The sequence below is a fragment of the Lentzea waywayandensis genome (genome assembly GCF_900115955.1).
In the GTDB taxonomy this organism is placed as follows: domain Bacteria; phylum Actinomycetota; class Actinomycetes; order Mycobacteriales; family Pseudonocardiaceae; genus Lentzea; species Lentzea waywayandensis.
The window spans coordinates 35,308-50,589 of sequence record NZ_FOYL01000017.1 but is presented as its reverse complement, the minus strand read 5'-3'; the positions used below and the strand labels follow the sequence as shown (position 1 = coordinate 50,589).

Genomic DNA, 15,282 nt, shown 5'->3' with positions numbered 1-15,282 from the left:
ATGACGCGGGCGAACCCCGAGGTGTCCGTGCGCGGCGTCTTCCGGCCGCTGCGGCACGCCGAGTTCCGGTGGCTGGTCGGCGGTCAGATGCTGTCCACGTTCGGCGACATGCTGCTCGTCGTGGCACTGCCGTTCGTGGTGCTGCGGCACGGTGACGCGGCCGACCTCACCGCGATGCTCACCGCCCTGGGGATCGCCCGCATGGCCGGCTCCCCGCTCGGTGGCTGGCTGGCTGACCGCTGGCAGCCGCGCACGGTGATGCTCTTCGCCGACGGTGCGAGGGCCGTGGTGCTCGCCGGGTTGGTGGTGATGGTCTCCGGGGACGGGTTCGACCTGCTGCACTTCGGCATCGGCGTGGTGCTGCTCGGCACGCTGGACGGGGTGTTCCTGCCCGCCTACTGGGCGGTGCTGCCCGCGCTGGTCGCGGAGGACGAGCTCGCCGCGGGCAACGCAATCGGTGAAGGGCTGCTGGTCTTCACCGTCATGGCCGGCACGTTCGTGGGCGGGCTGGCCAGCGCGGTGCTCAGTCCTACCGTCGTGCTCGCGGTGGACGCGGCCACGTTCGCCGTCTCGGCAGGCATGCTGCTGTTCCTCCGGTCACGACCGGGAGTCCGGACGGACGAGGGCACCGGTGGTCTCTGGGCCTTCGTCAAGGGGTCAAAGCTCTTCCTGTCCATCACGTTGATCGCGGGCGTGCTGCACCTGGCGTCCGCGGGCACGATGAACGTCGCGCTGCCGGTGCTCGCGGACGAACGGTCTGCCGACGGCCAGCAGGTGTTCGGCGTGCTGCTCGGAACGCAGGGCGCGGGCCTGCTCGTGGGCACCCTGATCGCGGGCCTGCTGTGGGGTTTCGCCCGGCGTGGCCTGGCCGCGGTCGCGTTGCTGGTCGTGCACGGCGCTGTGCTGATCGTGTTCCCGCAACTGCCCGGTCCGGTCGCGCCGATGGCCGCGATGTTCGTGCTGGGCGTGGTCGCCGGAGTCCTGAGCATCCTGGCCGTGACGATCCTGCAGCAGATCTCGCCACCGGAGGTGCGAGGCCGCGTGATGGCGGTGTTCTCCGCGGTGACGCTGGGGGCCTACCCGCTGTCGGCGGTGCTCGTCGGCACGGTGGTGGTCGGCGCGGGCGCGCCGGTGGCGTTCCTTGTGAGCGGAGTGGGTGTGCTGGTGACGGCGGCGATCGGGTTCGGCCAACGTGCGTTGCGACAAGCCTGAGGAGTGGTGATGACGTATCCCGAGGCCGGCGCACCGCCGTTGCCCGTGCTGCCACCGCCGTGGAGCGTCCGGCCCCTGAGCCCGGAGGACGCCGGGATGGTGGCGGACTGGATGAGCACGCCGCACGTGGCCTCCGCCTGGGATCAGGCGTGGCCACGGCAGCGGTGGGCGGACGAGCTGGCGCGGCAGGTCGCGGGTGATCACTCGCTGCCGTGCGTGGCCTGCTACGACGGGCGTCCGCTGGCGTACCTGGAGATCTACCGGGTGGTCCGCGACCGGCTTGCCGCGCACTACCTGGCGGGCTCGCACGACCTGGGTGTGCACGTGGCGATCGGTGACCCGGCCGACGTCGGGCGTGGACTGGGAAGCGCGCTGCTGCGGGCGGTCGCGGACGGGCTGCTGGCCGCCGAGCCGGAGTGCGAGCAGGTGGTGGCCGAACCGAACGTGGTGAACCTCGCGTCGCAGCGGGCGTTCCGCAACGCCGGCTTCCGGCCCGCGGGCGAGGTGGTGTTCCCGCACAAGAAGGCGGCGCTGCTCATCAGGTCGCGGGTGGACGAGGCCGCCGACGTGGTCGGCATCGGCTTCGGGCCTGCGAACCTGGCACTGGCGGTCGCGCTCGCCGAACAGACCGGCGTGACCGCTCGCTTCCTGGAACGCCAGGACGGCTTCGCCTGGCACCGCGACATGCTGCTGGACGGCGCGACGGTGCAGGTGTCGTTCCTCAAGGACCTGGTGACGATGCGGAACCCGACCAGCGAGTTCGGGTTCCTGTCCTATCTGGCCGCCAAGGACAGGCTGGCGGAGTTCATCAACCACAAGACGTTGTTCCCGTCACGGGTCGAGTTCAACGACTACATGTGCTGGGTGGCGAGCCGCTTCGCCGCGAGGGTCGACTACGGCGCGGAAGTGGTCAGCGTGCGGCCGGTGGCGGGGACGTCGGGCATCGACGAGGTCGAGGTCGTCACCCGGCTCGGCAGGCGGCTGCGCTGCCGGGATCTGGTGATCGCGACCGGGCTGCGGCCGGTGTTGCCCGCCTGGGTGGAGCCGTCGGACCGGGTGTGGCACAGCGACGAACTGTTGTCGCGGCTGGAGAAAGTGGATGTGGAGCCGCGCCGGGTCGTCGTGCTCGGCGCCGGGCAGAGCGCGGCCGAGGTGGTCGAGTACGTGCACCGCCGCTATCCGCACGCCGAGGTGTGCGCGGTGTTCGGGCGGTACGGCTACTCGCCGGCCGACGACAGCCCGTTCGCGAACCGGGTGTTCGACCCCGCCGCGGTGGACACGTTCTACGGTGCGCCGGACGAGGTGAAGGACAGGGTGCTCGGCTACCACCGCAACACCAACTACTCGGTCGTGGACCTGGAGCTGATCCAGGAGCTGTACCGGCGCGGCTATCAGGAGCTCGTGACCGGTGAGCGACGGCTGAAGGTGCTCAACCTGTCCACAGCGGACAAGGTGCGCGCCCTGCCTGACGGCGTGGTCGTCGACGTGGTGTCGCTGGCGACCGGGGAACGGTCGGAGCTGGAGGCGGACTTCCTCGTCTGTGCCACGGGTTACCGCGAGGCGGACGTGTTCGGATTGCTGGGTGAGCTGGGGGAGTACTGCGTGCGTGACGACCGGGGGCGGCCGGTGGTGGACCGTGACTACCGCGTCCGGACCGTGCCGGGTGTGTCGTGCCGGATCTACCTGCAGGGGCCCACCGAGCACTCGCACGGCATCAGCTCCGGACTGCTGTCCACCGTGGCCGTGCGGGCGGGCGAGATCGCGCGGTCCATTGTGGATGGTTCGGTGGCGCGGGAGCCCGTGGTGGCGGGCTCATGAGTTTCGGTGTGGCGGGGATGGGCGTCGCGCTCGGCGACCCGGTCCCGGTGGCGGCCGCCGCCGACGAGTACCTCACCGACCAGCGGCAGCTGTCCCGCTGGGGATATGGGACGTTCCACCGGGCCGGCCCGTCCGTCGGGATCACCGATCTGGCCGTGGAGGCGGGACGACGGGCACTGGACGCGGCGGGTGTGACCGCGGCCGAGGTGGACGTGGTGGTGCTGGCGATCTCCGACGTCGCCGAGCACCTGTACTGGGATCCGGCGGCCGCGTGCCAGCACCGGATCGGCGCGAGCCGGGCGGAGGCGATCCTGGTCAACCAGGCGTGCGGCGGCGCGGTGACCGCGTTCGACACCGTGGCGGGAAGGTTCGCGACCCATCCGGACCACGAGGTCGCGTTGATCATCGGCGCGAACCGGGTGTGCGAGACCTATGTGAACCGGATGGCGGTCAACACCTGCGTCAACGGCGACGGTGCGGCCGCCGTGGTGGTGCGAAGGAGCTCGCCCGGTCTCCGCTGGCTCGTGACCGAGACGGTGACCGACGGCACCTACGCGGACTACTTCAGGCTCGAAGGCGGGACGGCCCAGCCGTTCGGCGGTGGTGAGCCGCCGCGGATCCGCGACCCCTTCACCCGGCTCGCGGAGTTCTTCGACAACGACGTCCGCGCGATGGTCGAGTTCGGGCGGATGACCGTGGACCGCCTCCGCGAGGTCGTCGAGCGGGCGTGCAAACGGGCAGAAGTGTCCGCCGTGGCACGGGTCGTGCACCTCAACGACAACGTGATCGCGTTGGGTGACCTGGCGAAGGCGCTGGACCTGCCGCTGTCGGCGGTGAACGCGGACGTGGCCGCCGCGCACGGGCACCTGGGGTGCGCGGACCAGATCCTGGGACTGTCGTGGCTGGTGGAACGCGACCTCGTCGCTCCTGGCGAGGTCGTGGCACTGACCAGCACGGGCAGCGGAATGCACTGGACCTGCACGTTGATCGAGGTGTGAGGATGAGACGGCCGTTGCGAGTCGCGGTGGCGGCGACGTTCACCGCCGACGGTGTGGTGCCGCTGCTGCGGTCCGCTCTGGAACGCGCGGGCATCACGTCGGAACTGCACCTGTGCCCCTTCGGCCAGGTCGAGACGGAGCTGACCGCGCCGGACTCCGGGCTCTCCGGGTTCGCCCCCGACGCGACCCTCGTGCTGGTGCACGACGGCGCGTTCCTCCCGGCTTCCTGGGATCCGACGCGGCTGGACGAGCTGGACGATGCGGTGCGCGCGCGGCTGGCATCGCTGGAGTCCGCGGTCGCCGGGCGGGGAACGGTACTGCTGCACACCGTGCCGCTGTCGAGAGTGGAGCAGCGCACCGTCGTGTCGTACCGGGGGCGGGCGACGCTGGGCCGGTTGTGGCGACGGCTGAACTCGGAGCTGCTGGAGCTCGCGGAACGACATCCGTCGGTGCACGTGCTCGACTTCGAGGCGTTGCTGGCTGATGAGGCCGGGCCGGTTCGTGACGAACGGTTGTACCGGTACGCGAGCATGGCGTGGAGTGCGGTGGCGGAACAGGCTTACGCGAGAGAAGCGGCGGTGTTCTGCCGTGCGGTGGCGGGGTTGTCGGCGAAGGTGCTCGTGCTGGACGGTGACAACACGCTGTGGGGCGGCGTCGTGGGTGACGACGGCGTTGCCGGGATCGAGCTGGGTTCGTCGTACCCCGGCAACGCGCACGTGGATCTGCAGCGACGGGCGTTGGCTCTGCGACGCCAAGGGGTCCTGCTCGCGTTGGCCAGCAAGAACTCCGCGGCGGTCGTGGACCAGGTGCTGGCGGAGCACCCCGGCATGGTGCTGCGGGCGCCGGACCTCGTGGTGCGGGCGGTGAACTGGCGCCCCAAGGACGCCAATCTGCGTGAGCTGGCGGCCGAGCTGAACGTCGGGCTGGATTCGCTCGTCTTCGCCGACGACAGCAGGTTCGAACGTGAGCTGGTGCGCGAGGCCCTGCCCGCGGTGCGGGTCGTGCCGCTGGACGGAGACCCGGCCGGCTTCAGCGGCCTGCTGTTCGCCGACGACCACTTCGCCGTGCTGGAGACGACCGAGACGGACCGATCGCGCACCGACCTGTACCGGGCACGGCGTGAGCGGCACGACTCAGCCGCGTTCAGCTCGCCCGAGGAGTACCTGAACGGCTTGCGGCTCGTGGTGTCCGTGCGCGAGGCCACCGTGTACGACCTGCCCAGGCTGGTGCAGTTGTCGTTGCGCACGAACCAGTTCGTGATGGTGCGCGGTGCGCACGCCGAGGCGGAGACCCGTGCGTACTCGGCGTCTTCTGATCGGTTGTTGCTCACCATCTCCGTGTCCGATCGGTTCGGCGACGAAGGTGTGGTCGGCGGGATCTGGGTCAGCTGCGGAGAAGAGGCGTGGACGGTGGACAACTTCGTGCTCAGCTGCCGGGTGTTCTCCCGCGGCGTCGAGCACACCGCACTGCAGGCCGTCGTGGACCGTGCGATCGCCGCCGGTGCCGAACGGCTGGACGCCGCTTTTGTTGCCACAGAACGCAACCAGCCCGCCGGGGCGTTCTACCCGTCGGCGGGGTTCACCCCTCGTGTGCCGTCCGGCCACACCTTGCCGTTGCGTCCGCCGCCCGCCCTGCGGCCTGCCTGGGCGACTGTGACAGAGGGGGAGAACGCCGATGTCTGACGTGCTGACGGACCTCGTCCCGCTGGTCGCGGAGGTGTCGGGCACCCGGCCGCACGAGGTGACCGGCTCGTCCCGGTTCGAGCAGCTGGCCGAGTGGGGGAGCATGGCCGCGTTGCGGTTGCTGGCCAGGGTCGAGCCGCACTGGGGCGTGCGGCTCGACCTGCGGCGCTTCCTGGCCACCGAGACGGTGGCGGAACTGGCCGGCGTGATCGCCGAGGAGCGGCTCAGATCCGCCTGACGGTCCTCGTCGTCGCCACGGTCAGCACGATGTTGTTCCCGAACGTCGTGGCCTCGTCGCACACGAGGCCCGCACCCTCGACGAGCAGGCGCATCTGCTCCGGCGTGCGGAACTCCGGCAGCCGGAAGAACATGCGTCGGAACAGCCGGGCCGGCTTCAGCTCGGCGATGTGACACCGGCCGCCGTCGCCGAGGACACGGGCCACTTCAGCCAGGCCCGCGGCCTGGTCGGACCAGTGCCCGAAGGACGTCGTGCTGAGCACGAGATCGATCGCGCCGGTGTCGACCGGCAGCCGCTCGGCGGTGGACCGGTGCAGGACCGCGGTGGGAACCAGTGCCTTCGCCATGGTGAGCATCCCGTTGACCGGGTCGACTCCGACCACCTTCGCGTCCGGCCTGTGGGGTGCCAGAACTCTGCACACATGCGTTGAGCTGCGGCGGTCGGGCCCCTGTTGTCCGGTCGGCATGATCGTGGACGTGGCACTGCGACTGCTGTACCTCATCTTCGCCAAGCTAGGTGGCTGGCTGGTTCTGCTCGGCCGGTCCTCGGCGGCCAAGGACGTCGAGTTGTTGGTGTTGCGGCATGAGGTCGCGGTGTTGCGCCGTACTCATGGTCGTCCGCGGTTGGACCGGGCTGACCGCGCTGTGCTGGCCGCGTTGGTGCGGCGACTACCTCGCTGGCTGCGGGAGCACCGGTTGGTGTCTCCGGGCACTGTGTTGCGGTGGCATCGGCGGTTGGTCGCGAAGAAGTGGACCTACCCGAACCGGGCTGGGCGACCGCGGGTCGATGAGACCGTCGTGGCGTTGATCGAGCGTATGGCGCGGGAGAACACAGGCTGGGGTTACCGCCGCATCCAAGGTGAGCTGCTCAAGCTCGGCCACCGGACGGCGGCGTCGACTGTTCGCCGTGTGCTCAAGCGGCTTCGGATACCGCCTTCGCCGACTCGGGACTCCGACACGTCGTGGCGGCGGTTTCTGCGTGCTCAGGCGGCGAGCATGCTGGCGTGCGACTTCTTCCACGTCGACTGCGTCGTCACGTTGAAGCGGGTGTACGTGTTCTTCGTGATGGAGGTCGGCACCCGCTACGTCCACATCCTCGGGACCACCTCTAACCCTGACGGGCTGTGGACCACTCAGCAGGCTCGCAACCTCCTTATGGCGCTTGACGATCGGGCGACCGACTTTCGCTTCCTGGTTCGTGACAGGGCGGGCCAGTTCGCGGCGTCGTTCGATTCTGTTCTCGCTGACGCCGGCATCGACGTCGTGAAGATTCCGCCGCGATGTCCACGGGCCAACTGCTACGCCGAGCGGTTCGTTGGCACCGTAAGGCGAGAGCTCACCGACCGACTGCTCATCATCAACGAGCATCACCTGAAGTCGGTGCCCATTACAACCACCGACGGCCACACAGAGCGTGGCACCACGCCCCACCACGACCCGATTACCCGCTCACAGAATCAGGCTGTAGGGCCGTTCGTCGTCGGCGAGTACTCGGCGGCTTGATCAACGAGTACGAACCTGCGGCGGCCTGAGGCACAGGTCAGACCGCCAAGCCTGGTTTTGGCACCCCACACGCTGTCGGACGTCGCCGCCGCGGCCGGCATCACCAAGCCGCTCGTCCACAGCTACTTCGGCTCCAAGGACGACCTGTTCGCTGCCTGCCTGACCCGTGCGCGCAGCAACATCGTGACCCACGTCGAAGAGGCGCTCGTCGACGTCACACCAGGTCTCGACGCGGCCTTCACCGTGCTGGAGGCCGTGTTCACCGCGCTGGCCCCGCGCCCGCACGACTGGTCGCTGCTCTACGACACCACGGTCCCGCCCGGCACCGCTGCGGCCGTCGCCCTTCGCGCACAACGACGTCTGGTCGCCGCGCCGGCGATCACCGGCGTGCGTGAAGGCGCGCTGGCCCACGGCCTCACCGACGCCGACGACATCACCGCGGCCACGGAGGTCTGGCTGAGCGTCCTGTCCGCGCTGGTGCGCTGGTGGCTCGCGCACCCCGACCACACCGTGGCGGACATGCTCGCCCGCTGCCGCCGGATGTTCACCGCGATCGCCGGGTGGCCAGCGAACTGAGGGCCGTGGCAGGTCAGTGCACTTGACATCGAAGGAACTGGGCCGCCGGTTTCGTTCACTGTTCGTCCAGTACGCGGTTCCACACTGAGCCGCGATCACTGCCGAGCACACTGGACGGAGCACTCCAATGACCACATCTCGCCGAAGCCTGCTGGCCGGATCCGCCGCGGTCGCCGCCGCAGCAGCTGTCGGAACGTCGGCGGCACAGGCACATCCCACGCCCGGCGGCACGCGCAAGCCCACGGTGGTGCTCGTGCACGGCGCGTTCGCCGACGCCTCCGGCTGGAACGCCGTCGCCGCGCGCCTGATCCGGGACGGTTATCCGGTCATCGCCCCGGCGATCCCGTTGCGCGGCGTGGCCTCCGACGCCGCCTACCTGGCGACCGTCCTCGCCACCCTCGGCGGTCCGCTCGTCCTCGCCGCGCATTCCTACGGCGGCAACGTGATCACGAACGCCGCCACCGGCAACACGAACGTCAAGGCCCTCGTGTACGTGGCCGCCTTCGCACCCGACCAGCGCGAGTCGTTGCAGGACCTGCAGACGAGATACCCGGGGAGCAAGGTCGACGAGACTGCTTTGGACTTCCGTCCCAACGGTGTGAGCGCCGACGCGTACATCAAGAGAGAGGTGTTCCGCGACGTGTTCGCCGGCGACCTGCCCAAGGCGACCACCGACGTGATGCAGGCGGGCCAGCGGCCGGTCGACGTGCGCGCGCTGGGGGAGCCGTCCGGTGTGCCGGCCTGGAAGACCATTCCCTCCTGGTACCTCGTCGCCCGCAAGGACAACGTCTTTCCCGCTGCGGCGCAACGGTTTGTGGCGCAACGGGCCAGCGCACGCACCGTGGAGGTCAACGCCTCGCACGTCGCGATGATTTCGCAACCCGCCGCGACGGCCGAGCTCATCGAACGCGCCGCGCGCTGAAGGACGGGACGATGCATCAGCACGCCTACGTGGGCCAGTGCGCTGTCGAAGAGAAGCGGCACACCGTCGCGAGGTCACCCATCCGCAACCCGAAGCTGGCGCTGTTCGCGTTGGCACTGGGCACTTTCGCGATCGGCACCGGCGAGTTCGGCAGCAACGGCGTCATCCAGCTCCTGGCGTCCGATCTGGACGTGTCGATCCCGGTCGCGACGTACGCGATCACCGCCTACGCGTTCGGCGTGGTGATCGGCTCCCCGGCGATCACCCTGCTCGCCGCCGGGGTCAACCGGCGTGCGCTGCTGCTCGGTCTGGTCGTGCTGTTCCTGATCGGCAACGGTCTTCCGCGCTGGCACCGAACATCGCGCTGCTCGTCGTCTGCCGGTTCGTCAGCGGCAGTGTGCAGGGTGCGTTCTTCGGCGCAGGGGCCGTTGTCGCCGCGTACGTGTACGGGCCGGGCAAGGGCGGCAAGGCCTTCGCCACCGTGATGGGCGGGCTCACGGTCGCCACGATCCTCGGATCGCCGCTGGGCACGTTCATCGGCCAGAACGCCGGATGGCGGGTCATGTACTGGACCGTGGCCGCCATCGGTCTGCTCGCCGGCGCCGCACTCGTCGCCTGGCTGCCACGCACCGGCGACCTGCGCGGCGGGTCCGTCACGAACGAGCTGGGCGCCCTGCGCAGCAAGGACGTCTGGGTGATGGTCGTCGTCGCGGCGCTTGGCATCTCCAGCATCTTCGCCGTCTACACGTTCATCGGCCCGTTCGTCACCGACGCCGCCCGCAGCGATGCCGCGCTCATCCCGGTCGCGCTCGCCGTGTTCGGCATCGGCATGGCGGTGGGCAACCACCTCGGCGGACGGGTCGCCGACCGGTACGCGCACCGCGGGCTGACGTACGGCTACGGCAGCGTCCTGGTGCTGTTGGTGATCATCGGCGTGGCCGGCGACGACCTGGTGATCCTGTTGCCCTGCCTGTTCGGCGTCGGCGCGACCATGATGTTCGCGATCCCCACCATCCAGGTTCGGCTGACCAGCCTCGCCCCGGACGCCCCGACCCTGATGGGCGCCCTGAACCTGGCCGCGCTCAACCTGGCCAACTCGCTGGGCGCGATCGGCGGCGCGATCACCCTCGGCGCCGGCTGGGGCACCCTGTCGACCGTCTGGGCCGGCTTCGTCTTCACCGCCGCCGGCCTGGCCCTGTACGCGGTGACCATCGGCCGAACAAGGCCATCGCGTTAGGAGATCGCCGCACGGTCGAGCCCGGCCAGGAACTCCTGCGCACGGCGGGCGAACAGGTGGGCCTCACGACCGGCGGAGAACGCGCGGGCCTCCTCGGCCGCGGCCCGTACGACGTCGACGGGCTCACCACGGGCGTGCAGCAGGCGCGCCCGCAGCAGCCGCACCAGTCCCTCGGCGTAGCGCTGGCCGTTGGCCTCCAACGCCTTGTCCGCCCGGTCGAGCGCGATGTCCGCGTAGTCCAACTTCCCGGCGGTCAGCCACATCTCGGCGACCAGTCCATTGTGGAACGCGACACCCCACCGAGGCGGGTCGGCCAGCGACGCGGCGAGGAGCTCCTCGGCCTCCGCCGCGACCCCGGCCGGGTCGTCGCCGGTGAGGGCGCGGGCCCAGCACCAGTTCAGCCGGACGTAGTGCTCCTGCTGCACGGCGGCGCGGCCGGTGCCCACGGCGATCCAGCGTTCGACCGTGCGGATCACCAGGTCCGCGTCACCGGCCGTGGCACCGATGATCGTGAGGTAGTAGGCCCAGGTCGCGACCGCGTACGGGTCGTCGGGCCCGTTCCACTGGTCGATCATGGTCCGGGCCTTCTCCACGTCACCGTGCAAAGCGGTCACGACGGCACGCCAGCCGGGCCACTCACCCGAGACGTCCCGCCGGATCGGCGTGTCGCTGTGCGCGGAGACGACGCCGTCGAGCACGGCCGGGTTGTTCGCCTCGAAGCACCGGTGTGCCTCGCCGATGTTCCCGACGTCCCACTGGTGCAGGCCCCACGCCTGCCTGCCGTACACCCGCACGACCGGGTCGGAGGACGCCTCACCCTGCTCGCGCAACCGGCGGACGAGGCGTTCGCGGTCCCACTCCAGGAAGGTGTAGGCCCCGAACAGGCGGGCGAACAGCAGTCCGGCGGCCTCCACGTCCCGGCTCAGTTGGCGCGCCAGGAGTTCCGCCCGTTCGAGCAGGTCGAACGTGGTGCCGCCGTATCCGGCCTGCCGGCGTGGTGCGATGGCGAGCAGCGACAGGGCGGAGAGCTCCAGTTCCGGGAGCCCGGCCGTTCGGGCGATCTGGGCGGCCGACTGCAGGTGCCGGTCGGCGGCCGCGAACGCGAGTTTGGCCGTTGCGCGACGACCGGCGCGTTTCAACGCCTCGGCGGTGCGCACCGGGTCGGCGAGGGGGCCAGCGGCCTGCAGGTGGTACGCGAGGCGTTCGGTGATGGACTCGTCGGCGTGCTGGTCCTCCAGGGCGTCCGCGATACGCAGGTGCAGCCGCATCGCCTGCTGCCGCGCCGTTGTCTCCGTGATCGACTCGCGGACCAGGTCGTGGGCGAAGCGCAACGAGAACGGGTCCGCCGTCGGTTCGAGCAGACCGAGTGCGCGCAACGGTTCGAGGAGTTCGAGGCACTCCGTCAGGTCGAGGGCGGCGGCACGGGCGAGCAGGTCCAGCTCGACGTCACGGCCGATGAGTGCGGCGATCCGCAGTAGGTCGCGGGTGTGGTCATCAAGGCCTGCCATGCGGTCGCGGACCACGTCCCGCACGGTGGACGGCACCCCGGCCGAGGCGTCCCCCAGCGCGCCGCTGTCGCTGAGGAGCCTTGACAGCTCACGGACGAAGAACGGGTTGCCTGCGGTGCGGGAGTGGATGGTGCGGGCGATGTCCGCACCGGGCTCACGGCCGGTCTCGCGCCGCACGAGCTCGGTCACGGCGGTCAGGTCGAGAGGGCCGAGCCGGAACCTCCGGTGGCCGGGCAGCCGGCTGGCGGCGGCCAGCACCCGGGACAGGTCGGAACCGGGGGACGGTGCGCGGTCGCGAAGTGCGCCGATGATCGCGGCACCGGCGGGCAACCGGGTCGCCAGATGGCCGAACAGGTGCAGTGAGGCGGTGTCGGCCCACTGCAGGTCGTCGATGATGAGCACCACGGGCCGTTGGCCCACAGCCTGCCCGACGACGGTGACGACCTGCTCGAACAGGCGGAACTGGGCACGGCTCCCGGACGCCGCCGGTGCCGCGTGGTCGTCCCGCTCCTCGAGGAGGCCACCGAGCTCACCGCCTAGCCACTTCTCCCGCGCGGGTGCGGGCAGGCTGTCGAGGACCGTGGTGAGGGCCTGTTCCCACGGCCACATCGAGGGAGCCCCGTCGCCTTCCAGGCAGGACGCCCAGACGACGAGCGCGCCACGCCGGTTCGCGTCTGCGGCGGCCTCCTCCAGAAGGCGGGTCTTGCCCACGCCTGGTTCGCCCTCCACGACGGCTAGCCCGGTGCGTCCGGTGAACGCCGCCTCCACGGCCTGCCGCAGCGCAGCGAGTTCCTCGGTCCTGCCAACGAGATCGGCGCCGCGCACGGGTGCGCTGTCCGGGTCCGGCTCTGGCGCGGGGGACTGCGTCAGCACCCGCAGGTAGGCGTCCTGCAATGCGGGGCCGGGGTCGATGCCGAGCTCGTCGGCCAGGCGGGCGCGGAGTTCGCGGAACGCCGACAGCGCCTCCGCCTGCCGTCCGGCGGAACCGAGCAGGGAGATGAGACCGGCCTGCACGGGTTCGTGGAACGGTGCCGTCTTCGCGGCCAGCTGCAACGCCGGGAGCACCCGTTCCGGCCGGCGCAATGACACGGCCAGGTCGGCCGCGGCCTCGCAGGCAGCGCGGAACTCGTCGTCCAGGGCGGCGAAGATCGCCATCGCCGTCGGTCCGTGGGCGAGTCCGTCCCCCGCAGGGCCCTGCCACAGGCCGAGCGCCTCCACGTAGTGCTCCAGCGCCGCTTCGTGCTGACTCCGCGCCTGGGCCGCCTTGGCGGTGTCGACGAGTTCCCGGAAGGCGACGAGGTCCAGCGTGTCAGGGCCGGCGGTGAAGAGGTACGCGTTGCCACGGCGGTGCAGGTACGAACCGGGACTCCTGGCGGGGTTCGCGGGTTCGAGCAGCCGCCGCAACGCGCCGACGTACTTGTGGATGACGTTGAGCGCGCTCGTCGGGGCATCGTCGCCCCAGACCAGGCCGATCAGCTCGCTCGTCGTGACCGGCCTGCCCGCGCGGACCAGCAGCAGGGCGAGCAGATAGGCCTGCTGCCGTGGCCCGGCGTCGACCTCGGCACCGTCGCGCCACACCCGCAGCGGGCCGAGGATGTGCAGGCGCGGGCTCATGCGGGTTCGACCGGCGTGCGCGCACCGCGAACCTGAGCGCGGCGGCGGGTGATCACCCAGCCGAACGCGGCCGCCGTGAAGAACATGACGATGCCGTACGCCGTGCCGGGGATGGCCATCTCGGCGCTGTTCAACAGCCCTGGGCTCAGCGCGACGGTGATGGCGAACGCGGTGTTGTGGATGCCGATCTCGAACCCGGCCGCGACGGCCGCACGGTGCTCGACGCCGGTGAGGCGCGGCACGCCGTAGCCGATCAGCATGCTCACGACGTTGAAGACCAGCACGGCCAGGCCGACCGCGACGAAGTAACCCGCGAGGTCGTTGCGCACCCCGTAGACCACCGCGGCGATGACCACAACCAGCACCACGACCGACAGCACCCGCACCGGCTTGTTGAGCCACTGCGCCAAATGCGGTGCTCGCGCGCGCACGAGCATCCCGACCGCGACCGGCACGAGCACGATCGCGAAGACCTGCACCACCTTGCCGAACGGCAGCCCGACGTCGGCGTCACCGGCCAGGAAGTACCCGGCCGACAGGTTCACCACGATCGGCATGGTGACCACCACCAGCACCGAGTTGACGGCCGTGAGCGTGACGTTGAGGGCGACGTGCCCGCCGAACAGGTGGCTGTAGAGGTTGGCCGTGGGACCACCCGGCGACGCCGAGAGCAGCATCATCCCGACCGCGAGCTCCGCCGGCAGCCGGAACGCGAGCACCAGTCCGAAGCAGACGGCGGGCAGCAGCAGGACCTGGCACGCCAGCGCGACCACAACCGCCTTCGGGTGCCGGCCGACCAGCCGGAAGTCGTCCACGGTGAGCGCCAGTCCCAGACCGAACATGACGACACCGAGCGCGAAAGGCAGGCTGGCCAGGAGCCAGGGGGAGTCCATGGCGAATTTTCTCCGTCCCGCCGTGGCCGGTCAAGACACCGTCGCACCGTCGTGGAAGTCGTAATTCACTAAGCGCGGGTTGCCGTTCACTGCCCGTCAAGAGCACATTCGTACCGTCGAACAAGTCCACACGCGACTCGACCCAAGGAGCCCCGGATGCCAACCAGAGTGACCCGGCAGACCGTCGACCTGTCCGCGTATCCAGACCTGGTCGTCCTGTACCTCGGCATGCGGGTGAACCAGCTGTACGGCATCCGCACCTTCTTCAGCTTCGGCCGCAAGATCAGCCAGTCGGTCGCGGACGCGCCGGACGGCCTGCTGCTGCACGAACCCGTGTACTACTCGGTCTTCCCGATGAACATGGGCATGCGTCAGTACTGGCGCGACCTGCCCTCGCTGCTCGACTTCGCCCGTTCGCAGCCGCACCGGCAGTGGTGGCTGGACTTCCTCAAGGACTCGGGCGGCACCGGCTTCTGGCACGAGACGTACTCGGCCAAGGGCGGCATGGAGGCCGTCTACGACGACGTGCCCAAGCCGATCGGGTTCGCCCGCTTCGCCGGGATCCAGCGCGCCAGAGGCCCCATGTTCGGGTCGGCGGAACGCCTGGGACGCACCTACGACAACACCCCGGTCCTGAGCGAGAAGGACCTCTACGAGTAGTCGATGTCCAGCTCGGCGAAGCCCCTGGACCCGAACAGCGCCTTGCCGTTAGTCCTGAACGGGTTGCCGCAGTTGAGGAACCTGATGCTCGCCAGTTCCGGGCAGTCCAGCAGCGCCTCGACGTTCACGATCCGCTTCGAGTTCAGGACGGTCATCCGTGAAGATCACCTGTTTGAAGCGCTCCCAGGCCTACTCGAGCGGCCAGCTGGACCTGTGGAGGAGGACGTGCTCGCGGGGCTGGTTGATCAACTCTACGAGCAACGTTTGCAAATCGAATACGACGGTCAGCGAGTGAAACTTCGACCCGCCTCACAGGTTGTGAAAACCATGGAACCTGCCCATCGCTCAGTCCAGTCGATTCTCGCGTTGGAATGGTGTGATGTCACGAAAGCGGTCGAAATATGAATTACCCCACGGGATCC

General features: G+C 70.0%; 15 protein-coding genes. 11 read left to right on the top strand and 4 right to left on the bottom strand.

Annotated elements, in window-relative coordinates:
* From BM417_RS41175 to BM417_RS41155, 5 genes are read left to right on the top strand one after another with little or no spacing between them, the layout of a single operon-like run.
* The gene (locus BM417_RS41175; protein ID WP_093605559.1) at positions 1-1,212 is read left to right on the top strand and encodes an MFS transporter; all 1,212 of its coding nucleotides are present in this window, start codon (positions 1-3) and stop codon (positions 1,210-1,212) included.
* A gap of 9 nt (positions 1,213-1,221) precedes the next feature.
* The gene (locus BM417_RS41170) at positions 1,222-3,030 is read left to right on the top strand and encodes a GNAT family N-acetyltransferase (protein ID WP_143139029.1); all 1,809 of its coding nucleotides are present in this window, start codon (positions 1,222-1,224) and stop codon (positions 3,028-3,030) included.
* Entirely contained in the window at positions 3,027-4,028 is a 1,002-nt protein-coding gene (locus tag BM417_RS41165; RefSeq protein WP_093605557.1) for a 3-oxoacyl-ACP synthase III family protein, read from the top strand. The genes BM417_RS41170 and BM417_RS41165 overlap by 4 nt, the downstream gene beginning before the upstream one ends.
* 2 nt (positions 4,029-4,030) lie before the next feature.
* Positions 4,031-5,710, top strand: a complete 1,680-nt coding sequence (locus BM417_RS41160; protein ID WP_093605556.1) for an HAD-IIIC family phosphatase — start codon at positions 4,031-4,033, stop codon at positions 5,708-5,710.
* The gene (locus BM417_RS41155; protein ID WP_093605555.1) at positions 5,703-5,948 is read left to right on the top strand and encodes an acyl carrier protein; all 246 of its coding nucleotides are present in this window, start codon (positions 5,703-5,705) and stop codon (positions 5,946-5,948) included. Before BM417_RS41160 ends, BM417_RS41155 begins: the two co-directional genes overlap by 8 nt.
* On the opposite strand, the gene BM417_RS41150 is transcribed toward BM417_RS41155, so the two are convergent.
* A complete protein-coding gene (locus BM417_RS41150) occupies positions 5,935-6,414 on the bottom strand; it encodes a class I SAM-dependent methyltransferase (protein ID WP_281251406.1) in 480 nt (159 codons plus the stop codon). The genes BM417_RS41155 and BM417_RS41150 overlap by 14 nt on opposite strands.
* Positions 6,415-6,745: 331 nt before the next feature.
* Between BM417_RS41150 and BM417_RS48840 the strand changes: the two genes are divergently transcribed.
* From BM417_RS48840 to BM417_RS41130, 5 genes are all read left to right on the top strand, one after another.
* Positions 6,746-7,450 (top strand): hypothetical protein, encoded by a 705-nt coding sequence (locus BM417_RS48840; RefSeq protein ID WP_245822667.1) that lies wholly within the window; start codon positions 6,746-6,748, stop codon positions 7,448-7,450.
* Positions 7,451-7,507: 57 nt separating this feature from the next.
* Positions 7,508-8,026, top strand: coding sequence for a TetR/AcrR family transcriptional regulator (locus tag BM417_RS41140; RefSeq protein WP_143139028.1), 519 nt, complete (start codon positions 7,508-7,510; stop codon positions 8,024-8,026).
* A 127-nt stretch (positions 8,027-8,153) separates the two neighbouring features.
* Positions 8,154-8,948 (top strand): alpha/beta fold hydrolase, encoded by a 795-nt coding sequence (locus tag BM417_RS41135; protein ID WP_093605552.1) that lies wholly within the window; start codon positions 8,154-8,156, stop codon positions 8,946-8,948.
* Between the two features lie 11 nt (positions 8,949-8,959).
* The gene (locus BM417_RS49580; protein WP_245822665.1) at positions 8,960-9,433 is read left to right on the top strand and encodes a hypothetical protein; all 474 of its coding nucleotides are present in this window, start codon (positions 8,960-8,962) and stop codon (positions 9,431-9,433) included.
* Positions 9,346-10,185 carry an MFS transporter gene (locus BM417_RS41130; RefSeq protein WP_245822663.1) on the top strand — a complete coding sequence of 280 codons (840 nt, stop codon included), beginning with the start codon at positions 9,346-9,348 and terminating at the stop codon, positions 10,183-10,185. The genes BM417_RS49580 and BM417_RS41130 overlap by 88 nt, the downstream gene beginning before the upstream one ends.
* Here BM417_RS41130 and BM417_RS41125 read toward each other — a convergent pair.
* Both BM417_RS41125 and BM417_RS41120 read right to left on the bottom strand, forming a co-directional pair.
* Positions 10,182-13,307 (bottom strand): ATP-binding protein, encoded by a 3,126-nt coding sequence (locus tag BM417_RS41125; protein WP_093605551.1) that lies wholly within the window; start codon positions 13,305-13,307, stop codon positions 10,182-10,184. The two genes, BM417_RS41130 and BM417_RS41125, sit on opposite strands and share 4 nt — an antisense overlap.
* On the bottom strand, positions 13,304-14,200 hold the full coding sequence (locus tag BM417_RS41120) for a bile acid:sodium symporter family protein (protein WP_093605550.1): 897 nt from the start codon (positions 14,198-14,200) through the stop codon (positions 13,304-13,306). The genes BM417_RS41125 and BM417_RS41120 overlap by 4 nt, the downstream gene beginning before the upstream one ends.
* 156 nt (positions 14,201-14,356) lie before the next feature.
* Here BM417_RS41120 and BM417_RS41115 point away from each other — a divergent pair, with 156 nt between their 5' ends.
* The gene (locus tag BM417_RS41115; protein WP_093605549.1) at positions 14,357-14,860 is read left to right on the top strand and encodes a monooxygenase family protein; all 504 of its coding nucleotides are present in this window, start codon (positions 14,357-14,359) and stop codon (positions 14,858-14,860) included.
* On the opposite strand, the gene BM417_RS48240 is transcribed toward BM417_RS41115, so the two are convergent.
* The gene (locus tag BM417_RS48240) at positions 14,851-15,015 is read right to left on the bottom strand and encodes a hypothetical protein (protein WP_177320894.1); all 165 of its coding nucleotides are present in this window, start codon (positions 15,013-15,015) and stop codon (positions 14,851-14,853) included. The two genes, BM417_RS41115 and BM417_RS48240, sit on opposite strands and share 10 nt — an antisense overlap.
* Positions 15,016-15,282: the final 267 nt, after the last annotated feature.

What these genes read in the sequence shown, in the direction of transcription:
- BM417_RS41175 (WP_093605559.1), top strand. Translation starts at nt 1, where the DNA reads ATGACGCGGGCGAACCCCGAGGTGTCCGTGCGCGGCGTCTTCCGGCCG.
- BM417_RS41170 (WP_143139029.1), top strand. Translation starts at nt 1,222, where the DNA reads ATGACGTATCCCGAGGCCGGCGCACCGCCGTTGCCCGTGCTGCCACCG.
- BM417_RS41165 (WP_093605557.1), top strand. Translation starts at nt 3,027, where the DNA reads ATGAGTTTCGGTGTGGCGGGGATGGGCGTCGCGCTCGGCGACCCGGTC.
- BM417_RS41160 (WP_093605556.1), top strand. Translation starts at nt 4,031, where the DNA reads ATGAGACGGCCGTTGCGAGTCGCGGTGGCGGCGACGTTCACCGCCGAC.
- BM417_RS41155 (WP_093605555.1), top strand. Translation starts at nt 5,703, where the DNA reads ATGTCTGACGTGCTGACGGACCTCGTCCCGCTGGTCGCGGAGGTGTCG.
- BM417_RS41150 (WP_281251406.1), bottom strand. Translation starts at nt 6,414, where the DNA reads ATGCCGACCGGACAACAGGGGCCCGACCGCCGCAGCTCAACGCATGTG.
- BM417_RS41135 (WP_093605552.1), top strand. Translation starts at nt 8,154, where the DNA reads ATGACCACATCTCGCCGAAGCCTGCTGGCCGGATCCGCCGCGGTCGCC.
- BM417_RS49580 (WP_245822665.1), top strand. Translation starts at nt 8,960, where the DNA reads ATGCATCAGCACGCCTACGTGGGCCAGTGCGCTGTCGAAGAGAAGCGG.
- BM417_RS41125 (WP_093605551.1), bottom strand. Translation starts at nt 13,307, where the DNA reads ATGAGCCCGCGCCTGCACATCCTCGGCCCGCTGCGGGTGTGGCGCGAC.
- BM417_RS41120 (WP_093605550.1), bottom strand. Translation starts at nt 14,200, where the DNA reads ATGGACTCCCCCTGGCTCCTGGCCAGCCTGCCTTTCGCGCTCGGTGTC.
- BM417_RS41115 (WP_093605549.1), top strand. Translation starts at nt 14,357, where the DNA reads ATGCCAACCAGAGTGACCCGGCAGACCGTCGACCTGTCCGCGTATCCA.
- BM417_RS48240 (WP_177320894.1), bottom strand. Translation starts at nt 15,015, where the DNA reads ATGACCGTCCTGAACTCGAAGCGGATCGTGAACGTCGAGGCGCTGCTG.